Source organism: Bradyrhizobium paxllaeri (assembly GCF_001693515.2).
In the GTDB taxonomy this organism is placed as follows: Bacteria; Pseudomonadota; Alphaproteobacteria; order Rhizobiales; family Xanthobacteraceae; genus Bradyrhizobium; species Bradyrhizobium paxllaeri.
This window is the reverse complement of record NZ_CP042968.1, coordinates 975,771-990,527: the sequence shown is the minus strand read 5'-3', so window position 1 is coordinate 990,527 and position 14,757 is coordinate 975,771. Positions and strand designations below refer to the sequence as shown.

The 14,757-nt window shown below is 64.4% G+C and carries 14 protein-coding genes; 4 read left to right on the top strand and 10 right to left on the bottom strand.

Annotated elements, in window-relative coordinates:
• Window positions 1-12: 12 nt before the first annotated feature.
• The 7 genes from LMTR21_RS04645 to LMTR21_RS04615 form a co-directional block, all read right to left on the bottom strand.
• The gene (locus tag LMTR21_RS04645; RefSeq protein WP_065750947.1) at window positions 13-1,170 is read right to left on the bottom strand and encodes an ABC transporter substrate-binding protein; all 1,158 of its coding nucleotides are present in this window, start codon (window positions 1,168-1,170) and stop codon (window positions 13-15) included.
• A 27-nt stretch (window positions 1,171-1,197) separates the two neighbouring features.
• Complete coding sequence (locus LMTR21_RS04640) at window positions 1,198-1,983, bottom strand: cyclase family protein (protein WP_065750946.1); 786 nt, start codon at window positions 1,981-1,983, stop codon at window positions 1,198-1,200.
• Between the two features lie 24 nt (window positions 1,984-2,007).
• Window positions 2,008-3,249 carry an SDR family NAD(P)-dependent oxidoreductase gene (locus LMTR21_RS04635; protein ID WP_084030418.1) on the bottom strand — a complete coding sequence of 414 codons (1,242 nt, stop codon included), beginning with the start codon at window positions 3,247-3,249 and terminating at the stop codon, window positions 2,008-2,010.
• Complete coding sequence (locus LMTR21_RS04630; protein WP_065750945.1) at window positions 3,246-4,424, bottom strand: thiolase family protein; 1,179 nt, start codon at window positions 4,422-4,424, stop codon at window positions 3,246-3,248. The genes LMTR21_RS04635 and LMTR21_RS04630 overlap by 4 nt, the downstream gene beginning before the upstream one ends.
• Window positions 4,425-4,450: 26 nt before the next feature.
• A complete protein-coding gene (locus tag LMTR21_RS04625; RefSeq protein ID WP_084030417.1) occupies window positions 4,451-4,879 on the bottom strand; it encodes an organic hydroperoxide resistance protein in 429 nt (142 codons plus the stop codon).
• 9 nt (window positions 4,880-4,888) lie between these two features.
• Window positions 4,889-5,680: an aspartate/glutamate racemase family protein gene (locus LMTR21_RS04620; RefSeq protein WP_065750944.1), complete on the bottom strand. Its 792-nt coding sequence runs from the start codon at window positions 5,678-5,680 to the stop codon at window positions 4,889-4,891.
• 495 nt (window positions 5,681-6,175) lie between these two features.
• Complete coding sequence (locus LMTR21_RS04615; RefSeq protein WP_065750943.1) at window positions 6,176-7,015, bottom strand: alpha/beta fold hydrolase; 840 nt, start codon at window positions 7,013-7,015, stop codon at window positions 6,176-6,178.
• A 140-nt stretch (window positions 7,016-7,155) separates the two neighbouring features.
• Here LMTR21_RS04615 and LMTR21_RS04610 point away from each other — a divergent pair, with 140 nt between their 5' ends.
• Genes LMTR21_RS04610 through LMTR21_RS04595 form a run of 4 tightly spaced genes read left to right on the top strand, consistent with a single transcriptional unit; the run spans window position 7,156 to window position 11,862 of the window.
• On the top strand, window positions 7,156-8,304 hold the full coding sequence (locus LMTR21_RS04610) for an ABC transporter substrate-binding protein (RefSeq protein ID WP_065750942.1): 1,149 nt from the start codon (window positions 7,156-7,158) through the stop codon (window positions 8,302-8,304).
• Window positions 8,305-8,342: 38 nt separating this feature from the next.
• A complete protein-coding gene (locus LMTR21_RS04605) occupies window positions 8,343-9,386 on the top strand; it encodes a branched-chain amino acid ABC transporter permease (protein WP_065750941.1) in 1,044 nt (347 codons plus the stop codon).
• A complete protein-coding gene (locus LMTR21_RS04600) occupies window positions 9,383-11,152 on the top strand; it encodes a branched-chain amino acid ABC transporter ATP-binding protein/permease (protein ID WP_065750940.1) in 1,770 nt (589 codons plus the stop codon). Before LMTR21_RS04605 ends, LMTR21_RS04600 begins: the two co-directional genes overlap by 4 nt.
• A gap of 5 nt (window positions 11,153-11,157) precedes the next feature.
• Complete coding sequence (locus tag LMTR21_RS04595) at window positions 11,158-11,862, top strand: ABC transporter ATP-binding protein (protein ID WP_084030416.1); 705 nt, start codon at window positions 11,158-11,160, stop codon at window positions 11,860-11,862.
• A 106-nt stretch (window positions 11,863-11,968) separates the two neighbouring features.
• On the opposite strand, the gene LMTR21_RS04590 is transcribed toward LMTR21_RS04595, so the two are convergent.
• From LMTR21_RS04590 to LMTR21_RS04580, 3 genes are all read right to left on the bottom strand, one after another.
• Entirely contained in the window at window positions 11,969-12,910 is a 942-nt protein-coding gene (locus LMTR21_RS04590) for a 3-hydroxybutyryl-CoA dehydrogenase (protein ID WP_065751026.1), read from the bottom strand.
• Window positions 12,911-12,942: 32 nt separating this feature from the next.
• Window positions 12,943-14,034 carry an NAD/NADP-dependent octopine/nopaline dehydrogenase family protein gene (locus LMTR21_RS04585; RefSeq protein ID WP_065750938.1) on the bottom strand — a complete coding sequence of 364 codons (1,092 nt, stop codon included), beginning with the start codon at window positions 14,032-14,034 and terminating at the stop codon, window positions 12,943-12,945.
• A gap of 70 nt (window positions 14,035-14,104) precedes the next feature.
• Window positions 14,105-14,752 (bottom strand): flavin reductase family protein, encoded by a 648-nt coding sequence (locus LMTR21_RS04580; protein WP_065750937.1) that lies wholly within the window; start codon window positions 14,750-14,752, stop codon window positions 14,105-14,107.
• Window positions 14,753-14,757 lie beyond the last annotated feature (5 nt).

Genomic DNA, 14,757 nt, shown 5'->3' with positions numbered 1-14,757 from the left:
TAGCTGCCATCCTTACGGCAGCAACTTGTACTTCCCGTTTTCGATCTGGACCAGGATCCGCGCACGGTCGTCGACGCCGTGGCGATCAGCGGGCGTGTAGCTGTAGATGCCGTGCGCGCCGACCACATCCTTGGTCGTGAACAGCGCCTCGCGCAGCGCGTTGCGGAACGCCGGCGTGCCGGGCGTCGCCCCTGATGCCTTTGCGCGTTTGACCGCATCCATGAACACCAGCCAGCCATCGAACGCATAGGGCGAAAACGCATCGGCCGGCGCCTCGCCATTGGCCTTTTCATAGGCCGCCCGGAAGGCGAGAACGACCTTGCGGATCGGATTGCTCTCGGGAAGCTGTTCACCCGCCGTCACCGGCCCAGTCGGGCAGATGATGCCTTCGGCCGATTTGCCGGCCAGCCGCAGGAAATCCGCGCTGATCATACCGTGATTGCCGTAGAGCGGCCCTTTGTATCCGCGCTCCGCCAGCGCAATCACGGGCAGCGCGCCAGGCGTTCCGGTGCCGCCCAGCATGATCGCATCGGGACGCAGGGAGACCGCACGCAGCACCTGCGCGGTGACCGAATTGTCGGAGCGCGCATAGCGTTCGTTGGCGATCACCTTGATCCCGGCTTTCTCGGCGCTTTGCAGCAGCGAATTATACATCAGGTCGCCAAAGGCGTCGGAGAAGCCGATGAAGGCTACGGTCTTCACGTTGCGGTTCTTCATGTGATCGACGATACCCTGCACGAGCAGCGGCGTCGGCTGCGGTGTCTGCACCACCCACGGCCCGCCCTCCCCGGCCGGAACCGGCGCGATCGGCGAGACCGCCACCATCGGCACCTTCATCTCGATCGCTGCGGTCGCCATCGCCAGCGTCTGCGGTGCGCCTGACGTGCCGATCAGGAAGTCGACCTTTTCCTGCTCAACCAGCTTGCGCGCGTTGCGCGTCGACGCGGCCGGGTCCGAGCCGTCGTCGAGCTGGATGACGCGTACTTTCTCGCCATCGACCTCGCCGATATAGGCCTGGCCTGCGGCCAGGCCCTTGGCGTTCGGCACCCCGATCGAGGATACCGGCCCGCTCAGGCCGGTGACGAAACCGACGAGAATCTCGGCCCGCGCCGGCGCAGAAGCGCCGAGCAGAAGCGCGGCGCCGATCAACAAGATATTTTTCTTTTTCATGATGTCACTCGATGTCGACGAAAAGGTTCAGCCCTGCCTGGGCACCAGCGCAAGGACACGCAGCGGACTGCCCGAGCCGTTCTGGATTTTTAGCGGTGCTGCCACGATCACAGCACCCGTCGGCGGCAACTGATCGAGATTGCACAAGCATTGCAGGCCGTAACGCCCGCCGCCATGCAGGAAATGATGCGCCGGATAGGGCGGATCGAGATGACCGGCCTGGCCGGCATCGGTTCCGATCGTCTCGGTGCCAAAACCGATGACGCCGCGCTCCTCGACCAGCCAGCGCATCACGGCCGCATCCGGTCCGGGCGTATGCGCGCCGTCGTCCTTGAGGTTGGCGTAGTCGCGCCAGCCTTTCTTGGACCAGTCGGTGCGCAGTAGCACCCAGTGCCGTTCCGGAATCCGTCCGTGGCGTTTTTCCCAGGCCTCGACGATCGGGATCGTCAAAAGGAAATCCGCATCCTGCGCAGCCTCTGCCGAGCAATCGATCACGCAGGCCGGCGCGATCATGTCGCGGACCGGCAGCGTGTCGACCGAATTGTTCGGCAGGTCCTTGCCGGTGAACCAGTGGATCGGCGCGTCGAAATGCGTGCCCGTGTGTTCGCCGAAAGTCAGGTTGTTCCAGTACCAGGCGGGACCACTCGCATCATAACGCGAAATCTGCTGGATGCGGACCGGTGCGGCCTGGCCGAACTCGGGCGGCAGCACGATGACTGGGAAATCAGGACTGAGCGTAAAGGTCAGATCGACGACGCGCACCGCGCCGGATGCAACCGCGCCGGCAAACTGCATGAGACTGTTGCTGTCCATTGCGCTTCTCCCGTTCTCAACAAGCTACGACCCAAGTTCACGCTCGACCGCCTTGGGATTGGCCGCAAGGCGCTGGCGAATGTCCTCGGCGACATCGCCCACAAAAACATCTTCGAGTCCACGCTTGAGCGCCGACACGATCGCATTCGCCACCGCGCGCGGCGCGACCTTCGGCGGCGGCACCGTCTGGAACCATTCGATATCGAGCGGACCCGTGAACACGTTCACCACCTTGACGCCGCCCGGCCGAAGCTCCGCGCGCAAGGAGTGCGACAGCGAGAGCGCGGCCGCCTGCGACGCCGAATAGGCCCCGAACATTGGCCAGTTCGCCAGCGCATAGACCGACAGGATATTGACCCAGGCGGCGGCGCTGTTGACGCCATCGGAGCCCCGCATCCGCATCGCGGGTCCGAATGCCTGCGCCAGATGCACGAAGCCGAGATAGGTCTGGTCGATCTCGTCGCGCACGACGCTGGTACCTTGCCGGTCGAGCAGTCCGCCGGAACGGACATGCTCGGTGGTATTGACGAGAATATCGACCTTGCCGCCGATATCGGCCGCCAGATCGGCAACCGACTTCTCGTCGCCGATATCGAGCGGGACGATCTGGACGCCCTCCAGCCCGCGCAACGTTTCCTCGCCGCGGAACGGCTTCCATGGCTCGGCGACGCCGACAAACACGATCGACGCGCCGGCTGCTTTCAGTGCGGCCACGACTTCCTGGCCGACAATGCTGCGCCCGTTCGTCACCAGAGCGCGCCGGAATTTCGGATCGGCGGTCATCTCACGCCACTGCCTGTCATCCGTCATGTTCGATGTCTCCCGTTCGGGATGGGCGAAGGCCACGGCCTGCCCGCTCTTGTCCAGTTGAAACGACATCACGACCGGCTTGCCCTCTTCGCAATCGGCATGCAGGTGTGTCACCAGTTTCGGCCCGCATTCCATCGCGACCAGACCGACGCGCCACGGCGCGCGTTCGCGGAAGTGCACATCGGCCGGAATGTGCAGCGTGGTTTCGGACAAAAGCGTTCCGCGCCGCGGCGCGTCGGTGAAGACGAGATCGGCGGAAAGGCACGCCGGACAGGCGTCGCGCACCGGATAGCAGAATGTTTCGCAGGCGCCGCAACGCTGCAGCATGAAGCGACCCTCGGCGGCGGCCCGCGTAAAGCCGTGCGATGCACGGCTGCGCGCGCGCGGCGGCGACGTCGGCAGCCGCGTGCGCAGCAGCGGATTTTTCCGGCGCGGCTTTGCGATCGGCTCGATCATGAGCCCGCTCCCGCAAGGATCGCCGCGCCCGAGGCGAGGCCGCGATCATAATTGATCATTCCAAAGCCCGATGCCAACCCGATGCGCGCATCCCTTACCTGCGTCGGACCGGCCTGCCCAAGCACCTGACGCATCGCCTCGACCACCCCGAGATAGGCGCCGCCTGCGCCGGCCTGCCCAACCGAGAGCTGGCCGCCGGACGTGTTGTGCGGGAAGCTGCCGTCGATCGTCAGATCGTGCTGCCTGACGAAATCCGGCCCCTCGCCCTTGCGGCAGAAGCCGAGATCCTCGAACTGCATCATCGAGATCACGGGATAATCATCGTAGGTCTGGACGAAATCGAGATCGTCAGGCTTGACGCCGGCCATTGCGTAGAGCTCGTCGATGTCCATCGCCCAGCCGCCCCGCACCTGAACGGGATCGTCGCCGAACGCGTTGTGGCGCTCGATGGTGGCGAGGATCTTGACGGCGGGCAGTTTCAACGATGCGGCGACGTCCTCGCTCATCACGAGGAACGCCTCCGCGCCGGCGCACGGCATCACGCAGTCGAACAGATGGATCGGATCGGCAATCGGCCGCGCCGACATGTATTGCTCGATGGTCAGCGGCGCCTTCATCAGGGCATGGGGATTGCGCAGCGCATTGCTGCGCTGGGCAACCGCGATCTTGCCAAAGTCCTCGCGCGTTGCGCCGAATATCCGCATGTAGTTGCGTGCGATCAGCGCAAAGCTCGCATTGGCGCCGCCGGCGCCATAGGGATAGACGGCGTCCTGGTTGAAGCGCGAAAAATTCTCCAGCGTGTAGCGGAAGGAATCGACGTGGTTGGTATCGCCGGCGACGCAGGCCACGATGCGGGCGTCACCCGCCTGCACGGCCCGTGCGGCGCGGCGGAGCGCGGCAATCGCGCTCGCGCCGCCGAGCGGAATGGTATCGATCCAGCGCACGCAAAGACCGAAATGCTGGGTAAGTCCGATCCCGCTATCGAGCCCCGCCGTAAAACTCGAAACGCAGAATCCGTCGATATCGCGAGGCGTAATCCCGGCGCCGTCGACCAGTTCCTTCAGTGCGCGGCCGATCCACCACTGCGCGCTTTCAATCGAATAGCGCACGTAAGGAATCGTCACCGGAACCGCCATCACGACCCGGTCGTAAGGTGTGCGGATGGAGTTCTGCATCGGACTGCCGGGTTCCTGTGAGCCGTTCAGAGCACGGTCAGCTTGACGTCGATATTGCCGCGCGTTGCGTTGGAATAAGGGCAGCGCTCATGGGCGCCGGCAACGACTTCCTCCGCCACGGCTTTCTCCAGCCCCGGGAGTTGCACCTTAAGCTCGACCGTCAGCGCATAGCCGACCTCGACCGGGCCCATGCCGACCTTGGCGGTGACGGTCGGTTCCGCCGACGGCGTGATCTTGCGGGTGCGCGCAACGAGCTTCACCGCACCGAGGAAGCACGCCGCATAGCCCGCGGCAAAAAGCTGTTCGGGATTGGTGCCCGGCCCGCCCGGACCGCCCAGCGATTTCGGCAGCGACAGCGCCACCGACAACAGCCCGTCGTCGCTCGCGGCCTTGCCATCGCGCCCGCCGGTTGCCGTCACCTCGGCTTCATACAGAATCTTGTCTGGCTGCAGCATGTTCTATCCCTAGGGTTTGTCGGCTTGCGTGCGCGCGACGATGGCGCGGAAATCCTGGCGGGCGCGGTCATTGGCCAGCGCAAAACTCGGTCCACGGCTCGGCTCGGTGCCGTTGAGGCGCTGCAACTGCACCCACATCTCGGCGCTCTTCAGCGCCACCGCCGCGCAGTTCACCACCGGCGCATGACCGACCTTGAAACCGTGCTCGCTCGCAATCAGGAGACCGGGCAACACGCCGGCCGGGATGACGACGTCGGCGCCGCGATCGACCAGCGGCTGCGCGCAGGCTGCAAAGTCGCTCAGCATGCGCGCCCTTGCCGCGGTATCGCCCGCGAACGCTGCGCTGAAATCTTCGGGGCGGCAACCCATGCCGGTGACATGCACCACGCGGCCGGAAAGCCCGTAACGATCGGCCTGCTCGTAATGCCAGACCTCGAAAGCGCTATCGAGCGTGACAAGGCCGAGGCGACGGCCAAGCTGCGAGGCCGCCAGCAGCGTGGCCTCGCCGGCGCCAACCACGGGAATCGTCAGCGCCGAACGCAGTTCATACAATCCGGGATCCTGGAAGTGGCCCATGACATAAGCATCGAAGCCGTTCTCCTTCGCCGCGATGCCATTATCGACGGCCTGGATCGCACAGCGGAATTCGGCCAGCCGGCCGAAGTCGCGATCGGCGGGAGTGATGCCCTCGACATGGACACTGGTGCCGGGTGCTGCGATCTCGTTCAGATAGGCCGCAAGCCGCGCCATGTAGGACGCGCTCGTAGCCTGGTCGACGAAGCTCTGCCAGAAGATGCGCACAGCGGATATCCTGTTCACAGGCGAAGTGTGCGGAGCCTCGCCCCCCACAGCACGAGGGTAACGATACGCACACGCCTGTCGTTGCGTAGGCGCGTTATAGAGTGGCGCCATCCCATCGACTGAAATATTTCAACCACAAAATAATTTTGGCGTCAATTGAACCGCGCGCAGGCGCGCGCTGCGCACGACAAGATCGGTTTGCCGAAAGGACAGGCAGATAGCGCCTCACCCTTTTGCACAAGCGAATTCGGCTTTCCCAGCCGCTCGCAGTGCCGCAAATTTTTTCCGCCGAGCGCGAATCTGGCGTATTGACCTGCAGCCGAGAAATACTTTAGGCTTTAAACAATTGACAGGGAGTGGGCGCCGCCGTGCACAGATGCACGTCGCGCTGATGGTTGCGTTGATAAAGGCTCTTCAATCGTGGCTGAGATCATCGACCTCGGAACAGCGCGTGCTACGGGCGGGTTCGCACTCGCCGCGGCTGGCCCCGCCGTTTCAGGTCTTGACTGCCTGAGTCTTGGCCACCTGCGCGGCAACGAAGTCACGGACCATTCCGGCAAAAGCCTCCGGCATCTGATCGGGAAGCGGCACCATGCCTCCTGAGAGCTCACGCAAGATACTGCCACCGATCGCTCCAGCGACCTTTGGAGCCACGGGATGAACGTGCGGATCGCCTGTCGGAGCAATGACCAGCGTGGGACACTGGATGCTTCCCAGACGATCCTCCATTCGATAGCGATTCACCACCCGGTGGCCTTCCGCCGCCATCTCGCCGGCCCGCAGCGCGTCGACCATGAAGCGCTGCAGCAGATCGGTGTCATCAGCGGGATAGAACGGCTGCCGGCGCGCCCAGAGCTCCGTGAGATGGGAGCCGTCGGCACGCGTCTCGACATCATCGATCACCCGCATGCCGTGGTGCTTGGCCCGCCGCGCCGCATCGACGAACGGACAGGCCGAGAGCACCAGCGCGCTGACGCGCGCAGGCGCCGACGCGGCCATCTCCACCGCAATCGCCGCGCCGGTATGATGACCGACAATGGCGGCGCGTGGCTCTTCCAGCGCATCGAGCACCGCGAACGCGCCCTCGGCCCACAGTTCGATCGAGGGATCACCGGTCGGTCGGTCGGAATCTCCGAAGCCCAGCGTGTCCATCGCGATGGCGCGGAAATCGCGGCCGAGCAGCGGCAGCACGTCGCGGTATTCATCCCACGAACGCGGCGTCTGATGCAGCAGGAGAACGGCAAAGCCGGTTCCCGCCGTGGCGACATGGATGCGCCCAAGAGGCGTCGTAACAAAGCGACGCTCGACGCCGGAACCGGTTCTTGTAGCGCTCATTTCGTAACTCCCATCCGGATGCAGGCACCAGGCCCACGCCTGCTTTCGGCGACAATCGCGGCATCGATCGTGCTGGTCCGACCTCGATCCATGCTGACATCTCGCTCAGGTCGCGGCTGATTTCAACCAAGGGGAATGCAATGCGCAAGATGTTAGGTTTGACTACACTCATCGCCGGCCTCGTCGTGGCCTCGACCGCACAGGCCGACATCACGGTCGGGTTCGTGACGTCGCTCAGTGGACCCGGCTCCTCGATCGGCATCCCGTACGGTCGTGGCATCCAGGCCGCGATGGAATACAAGAGCGAGGTCAACGGCGAGAAGATCAAGCTGATCCAGCTCGACGACGGCTCCGATCCCTCGGCCGCAACCCGCAATGCGCGCAAGCTGATCGAGGAAGAGAAGGTTGATCTCCTGATCGGCACCGCGACCACCCCATCGACCATCGCGATGATGGGGGTCGCGACAGAGTTGAAGGTGCCGTTCATCGCCGTTTCCCCACTCTCCGGACAACCGAATCCGGCCGATCAGTGGGCCATCTCCGTTCCACAGCCCGCTTCGCTGCTGGTCAAAGTCGTCGCCGACCGGATGAAGCGCGATGCGATGAAGAACATCGGCTATATCGGCTTCTCCGACGCCTGGGGCGATCTCGTCTATAACGGCGCCAAGGCGGTGGAAGCCGAGGACGGCATCAAGGTACTGACCAACGAGCGCTATGCGCGCGTCGACACCTCGGTCACGGGACAGATCCTCAAGGTTCTCGCCGTGCGTCCGGATGCCGTGCTGATCGGCGGATCGGGCACGCAGGGCGCGTTGCCGCTGCTGGCGCTCGGCGAACGCGGCTTCAAGGGCAAGACCTACGGCACGGTCGCGCTGGTCAATCCCGATTTCGTGCGCGTCGGCGGCAAGGCCGCGGAAGGCATCCAGGTTTCTGCCGGTCCCGTCATTGTCGCCGAGCAGCTTCCCGACAGCCACTTCGCCAAGAAGCTGGCGCTCGAATTCCGCGCGGCCTTCCTGAAGGCCAACAATGTCCCGACCACGGACGGCTTCTCGGCCTACTCCTTCGACGGTTGGAGGATCTTCACCTCTGCCGCCGAGCGGGCGCTGAAGACCGCCAAGCCGGGCACCGTCGAATTCCGCAAGGCGCTGCGCGACGAGATCCTCGCCACCAAGGAGCTCTCGGGCGTGCACGCGGTCTACAACTTCAAGCCCGGCGCCTATCACGGCGTGGACGAGCGCGCGCTGGTGATCGTCCGCCTCAACAACGGCGCCTGGACCTACGAGCCCTGAGCGATATCGAGACGTAACACGGAAGGACGGCCGACGGCATGACGGCAGATATCGCAGCGATCCTTGCGATCGACGGAATAGCGACCGGGGCGGTCTACGCCCTGGTCGCCATCGGCACCGTGCTGATCTTCACCGTGACGCGGGTGATCTTCATTCCGTTCGGCGACATCGCAGCTTTCACGGCGCTGACGCTGGCCGCGCTCGACGCCAGGCAGCTTCCGGGAACAGTCGGACTGGTTGTCGTACTGGCGTGCATGGCTACCGTGATGGAGGCCGTCTCGCTGGCGCGCGCCGGCGAGCTTCGTTCCGTCCCGAAGGCTGTGCTCGGCTATCTCGTGTTGCCGCTGATCGTCGTCGGCATCGTCTGGCTGACGATGCGCTTCAATCCGCCGATGCCGGTCCGGATCGTGCTGGCGCTGCTCTTGATCATGCCGATCTCGCCGCTGCTGGACCGGATTGTGTTCCGCCCGATCGCGGATGCTTCGGTGCTGCTGCTGCTGACGGTCTCGGTCGCGCTGCATTTCGCGCTGGTCGGACTTGGCCTGCTGTTCTTCGGCCCCGAAGGCGTCAGGACCGAGCCGCTGACGTCGATGGCGATAGAGATCGCCGGCGTGCACGTTTCCGGACAGACGGTGCTGATCCTCACCGCCGCGCTGGTGTTCAGCGGCCTGCTGTTTGCCTTCTTCGACTTCACGCTGGTCGGCAAGGCGCTGCGCGCCACCGCCCTGAACCGGACCGGCGCCCGGCTGATGGGAATCAGGCCTGCGCGTGCCGGAACCATCGCCTATTTGCTGGGATCATTGATGGCGGGCGTCTCCGGCGTCCTGATCGCGCCGGTCAACACGATCTTCTATGATTCCGGATTCCTGCTCGGCCTGAAAGCCTTCGTCGGCGCCATCATTGGCGGCATGACGAGCTATCCGGGCGCTGCGCTCGGCGCATTCGGCGTCGGCCTTCTCGAAAGCTTCGCCTCGTTCCAGAGCAGTACTCTAAAGGACGTCATCGTCTTCTCGCTGCTGATCCCCGTCCTGCTCTGGCGCTCGCTCGCCTCGCAGCATTCCGAAGAGGAAGTCGAGGAATGACCCTGCAGCAGATCCGTCTCATCATCGCTGCGGCGATCGCCTGCCTCATCGCAGCTCCCTTCGTGCTCAATCCGTTCAGCATCACCTTGCTGAACTATATCGGCATCTACTCGCTGGCGGCGATCGGGCTCGCGCTGTTGACCGGCGTCGGCGGTATCGTGTCGTTCGGCCAGGCCGCGTTCGTCGGCGTCGCGGCCTACTCGACCGCGTGGGTCACCGCGCTGAATGGCTATTCGCCATGGCTCGGACTGGTGCTGGCGGTTATCCTGACCTGCAGCATCGCGGCGATCCTCGGCTTCGTGACGCTGCGGCTGGGCGGCCATTTCCTGTCGCTGAGCACGGTCGCCTGGGGACTGGCGATCGCGTTCCTGTTCGGCAACATCAATGGGCTAGGTCAGCACAACGGCATTTCGGGGATTCCGCCGATCTCGATCGGCCCGATCGCTCTGGTCGAGAGCAAGCAGATCTATTTCCTGATCTGGGCGATCGTCGTCGCCGTCCTCCTGCTCTGCTACAACCTGCTCGACTCCCGCATCGGCCGCGCCATGCGCGCGCTGCGCGGCGGCAATACGCTGGTCGAAAGCCTCGGGATCAGCGCGTTCCAGATCAAGCTGGTGACGTTCGTGATCGCCGCGTTTCTCGGCGCGCTGTCCGGGTGGCTCTATGCCCATCTCGGCCGCTTCGTCAGCCCCGGTCCATTCGAAGCCGGCATGGGTATCGAATATCTGATGATGGCGATGGTCGGCGGCGCCGGCAGCGTTCTCGGCGGCGTGGTCGGTGCCGCGATCGTCACGCTGCTGAAGAATACCGTGCAGGATTACCTGCCGCTGATCGCGAAGGGCGCGTCCGGCCAGCTTGAGATCGTGGCGTTCTCGGCGCTGTTCATTCTGTTCCTGCAACGGGCCCGGCAAGGCATCGTCCCGTTCCTCGCAGGCTTTCTGCCTGACCTCAAGCAGTCCCGTCCGCAAACTGCTGATCCGTTACCGCTCCGTGACAAACCGGAGCCCGGCACACTCCTTCTTAAAGTGCGCGAGGCGCAGCGGCGATTTGGCGGTCTCGTCGCCGTCAACAATGTCAGCTTCGAAGTTAAATCCGGCGAGATCCTCGGGCTGATCGGGCCGAACGGCGCCGGCAAGACCACGATGTTCAACCTGCTGACGGGGGCGCTGCGCACCAACAGCGGCGAGATCGCGTTTGCAGGCCGCTCGATCACCCGCGATCAGCAATTCCACATCGCCCGCGCCGGCATCTCCCGCACCTTCCAGCACGTCAAACTGCGCCCGCGCATGACACTGCTCGACAACGTGTTGCTCGGCACCTATTCGCGCACCAGGACCGGCCTGTTCGCGGGCGCGCTGCGCCTGAACCGGGCGGAAGAGGCCAGCGCGCGCTACGAGGCGCTGAAGCAGCTCGAGCGGGTCGGTCTCGGCGACAAGCCGTTCGAACTCGCCGGCAATTTGCCGCTCGGCAATCAGCGCGTGCTCGAAATCGCCCGCGCGCTCGCGGCCGATCCGACGCTGCTCGTCCTCGACGAGCCGGCGGCCGGCCTGCGCCGACAGGAGAAGCTGAAGCTTGCGGAGCTCTTGCGGTCGCTGCGCGCGGAACACCTGACCATCCTGCTGGTCGAGCATGACATGGAGTTCGTGATGTCGCTGGTCGATCGCATCGTCGTGCTCGATTTCGGCTCAAAACTCTGCGAAGGCGAACCGGCGGCGATCCGCAGCGACGCCCGCGTCCAGGAAGCCTATCTCGGAGGTGTCGCGTGACACAGATGTTCTCGGTCGAGAATGTGTCGGTCGCCTACGGCAAGGTGGAAGCCGTACGGAACGTCTCACTGTCCGTAGAGCAAGGGCAGATCGTGACCGTGATCGGCCCCAACGGCGCCGGCAAGACCACCCTGCTGATGGCCGCCATTGGCCTGCTGAAATCGACGGGCCGCATGGTCTTTCAGGGTGCCGACCTTGCACGGATCGATGTCGAAGGCCGCGTCGAGCGTGGCCTGTGCCTCGTGCCGGAGAAGCGCGAGCTGTTCGCCGACATGTCGGTGGCCGACAATCTCCTGCTCGGCACCTACAGCCTGCGCGACCGCTCGGCGACGCGCAAAAGCCTCGACGACGTGTTCGACCGTTTTCCACGACTGAAGGAGCGCAGCAAGCAGGCCGCCGGCACGCTGTCCGGCGGCGAGCGGCAGATGCTGGCGCTCGGCCGCGCGCTGATGGCGAAGCCGAAACTGCTTGTGCTGGACGAACCCAGCCTCGGGCTGGCGCCGCTGATCGTCCGCGAAATCTTCCGCACCATCGCCTCGCTACGGAGCCTTGGCGTGTCGGTGCTTCTGGTCGAGCAGAACGCTCGCGCTGCGCTGGAGACCGCGGATTACGGCTACGTGCTGGAAACCGGCGAGATCATCCAGTCCGGCCCGGCTGACACCCTGATCCACGATCCGAAGCTGATCGCGGCCTATCTCGGCGGGCATTAGAGCGACCAAGGGCGGGACCAAAATTGCGAAAACAACCCCATGCAAAGTAGAAATGGGGCGTCGTATCGTCCTAATGCACCAGACCTAGTCGCGAGGACAGCGCGCGTTACGCGACGGGTTCGCGCGCAAGGCCCATGGCCCGCAACGCCGACGCAAAGGCCGCAAGGCGCTGCTCGCGGTAGGCGGCCTGGTCGACGCCTTCATAGTTCATGAAGCCCTGTCCAGTCTTCATGCCGATGCGTCCCTCCCGCATATTGGTCTCGATAATCGGCGGTGCGGCGTAACGATTGTCGCCCAGCGCGTCGGCCAGATAGCGGCTGGCATGATACAGAATATCGCCGCCGCCCCAGTCGATGAATTCGAGCAGGCCCAGCACCGCAAAGCGGAATCCGAAGCCGTAGATCACGGCCTTGTCGATATCTTCCGCCGAGGCAACACCCTCCTCCACCATGCGGGCCGCTTCGTTCATCGCCAGCGACTGAATTCTGGGAACGATAAAGCCCGGCCGCGCCGCGCAGACCACCGGCACCTTGCCGATGCCTTCGAGCAGCGTCTTCATCCGCGTCGTCGTCTCCGGCGCGGTGAGCCGCCCGGGGGACAATTCGATCAGCGGCACCAGATAGGCCGGATTGAGCCAGTGCGCATTGAGGAAGCGGCCAGAATGTTCGATCGAGCCTGCGAGATCGTCGACCAGCATCGTCGAGGTGGTCGAGGCGATGATCGGGCGCTCGCCTGTCAACCGCGAGGCCTCGGCCAACGCCTTGCGCTTCAGCTCAAGGATTTCCGGCATCCCCTCGAAGATGATATCGCAGCGTGGCAGCGCTGCAGCCGCCTCCTGCCGGGGCATGATCGTGACCCGCTCGGCAATTCTGGATACAAGCTCGGGCGGGAGCAGATCGATGCGCGAGAGAATCTCGAGCGTCGAGCGGATTTCCGCCCTCGCCTCCGCCGCTAACGCCTCGAATGCTGCCGCTTCCCGTTCCTTGAAATCGATGACGACCACATGATGGCCGGCGAACGCGAACACGACGGCGATGCCGCGTCCCATCCGTCCGGCGCCAAGACATCCGATGACCGGTTTCATCTGAAGCCCTCGACCAGAAGATTTTGCAGCGCGGCCCAATCGAGATTGCCAAGACCGAGCGAGGACAAGCTGCGGCCCGTCACCGCAAAATCCTCGCCGGCGATGGCGGAGCCGATCGCGAGGAACGCCTTGACGAGCGGTGTCTGCACGCCCACGAGACCTGCTACGGATGCAAGGAACGACAGGCCGAGACGGAGATCTTCCAGCATGTAGCGGTGCTCGACAAGAATGAGCCGCTCGGACCAGTCGCCGGAATCCGTAAGCTGGTCGTGCGCGTCGCGCGCATACATCCAGGGCTCGCCGTCCTTCGAATAATGGTTGGCCAAGGGAAAATGCGGCGCTCCGTAACCAAGCGCCTCGCGGATGGTGATGCGTTCGGCATCGAGCGCATCGGTGACGCGGCGGATCGACGGCTGAGTTCCTTCCTTGTGAATGTCCCACTTCTCGAAATGTTCGATCGGGCCGGCATTCATGGTGATCAGCGGCGGATGGATGATCGGGCCGGCATTCATCAGCGCGCCCGACAGCGCATCGCCGCATGGCTCAATGGCGTTCGGAAACGCGCGCTCGATCACACCCAGCGCGTGCTTGGCCAGACGCTGCGGAAACACGCCGGTCGGCAACCGCGCGCCCCTGCCGGAGATGCGAACGGCATAAGGACCTTGCTTGCGCGCCAGCCACGGCAAGGTACCCGTCTCGGCGGTTGCGATCTCCGCGCGATTGCCGGCATCGCGGGCGGCGCGGGCGAAGATGTAGGAGCCGAACGTGCCGGGCGGCAGAAACACGACCTGGCCGTCGCGCAAATGCGGCGCGGCCAGCTCGGCGATTGATCCTTGCGCAAATGCAGGCGCCGGACACAGGATGAGATCGGCGGCTTCGATGGCTTCCGCAATCGACGACGTGATCGCCGCGAGCTTGGCATCACGACGGCCGGACCGGTCGATCACCGTTATCGTGCTGCCCTGCGCCCGATGCGTCTCGACATCGGCAGGATTTCGACGCCACAGCCGGACTTCGTGACCGGCCAACGCAAAGTCACCAGCCGCCGCGAACGAACCGTTTCCGCCACCCAACACTGCGATTTTCAAAATGACCTCCAGCTTCGTTGTCGTCCGGTTCGGTATCGATGCGCCATCTCTCGACGTGCATCGGAAACCGTTATGCGGGATTCACCTTGACGTTCCTCTCCTGCCACGCCGCCCAGGTCGGCCGGTCGATCTGGAACAGGTCGGTGGAGCGCGCGTACCAGCCGCTGCCGTGCATGCGGGCAATCAGGTGCAGCGCCTGCGTGTCGATGTGGCAGCGTTCCTTGTCCAGGATCACGGCATCGTCGACATGGGCCCGGAGCACGCGGCCGATGACGGCGGTCTGCCGCGGTCCCGTCACCAGCGAGGTGAGGACGCGGCATTCGAACGACACCGGCGATTCCGCGATACGCGGCGGCCGTACCGCCTGCGAGGCGGCCGCCGTCAGTCCGGCAAGCCTTAATTCGTCGATCTCCGGTGGCGCATCGATGCAGGTGATGTTCATGGCCTCCGCGTTGCTCTCGGCGACGAGGTTGACGACGAATTCCCCGGTATCGAGGATGTTCGCCGCCGTGTCCTTGAACCGTTCCGAGCCTGCCAAAAGTCCGATCGCAACGGTGGGCGGCTCGTGTCCCATGACGTTGAAGAAGCTGAAAGGCGCGGCATTGATCACGCCGCTCGCGGAGAGCGTGGTGATCCAGGCGATCGGCCGCGGCGTTACCGTGGCCGTCAGGATCTTGTAGCGATTCTGCGCCTCCAGCGTCTCCATGTCGAAGATCATGCCGA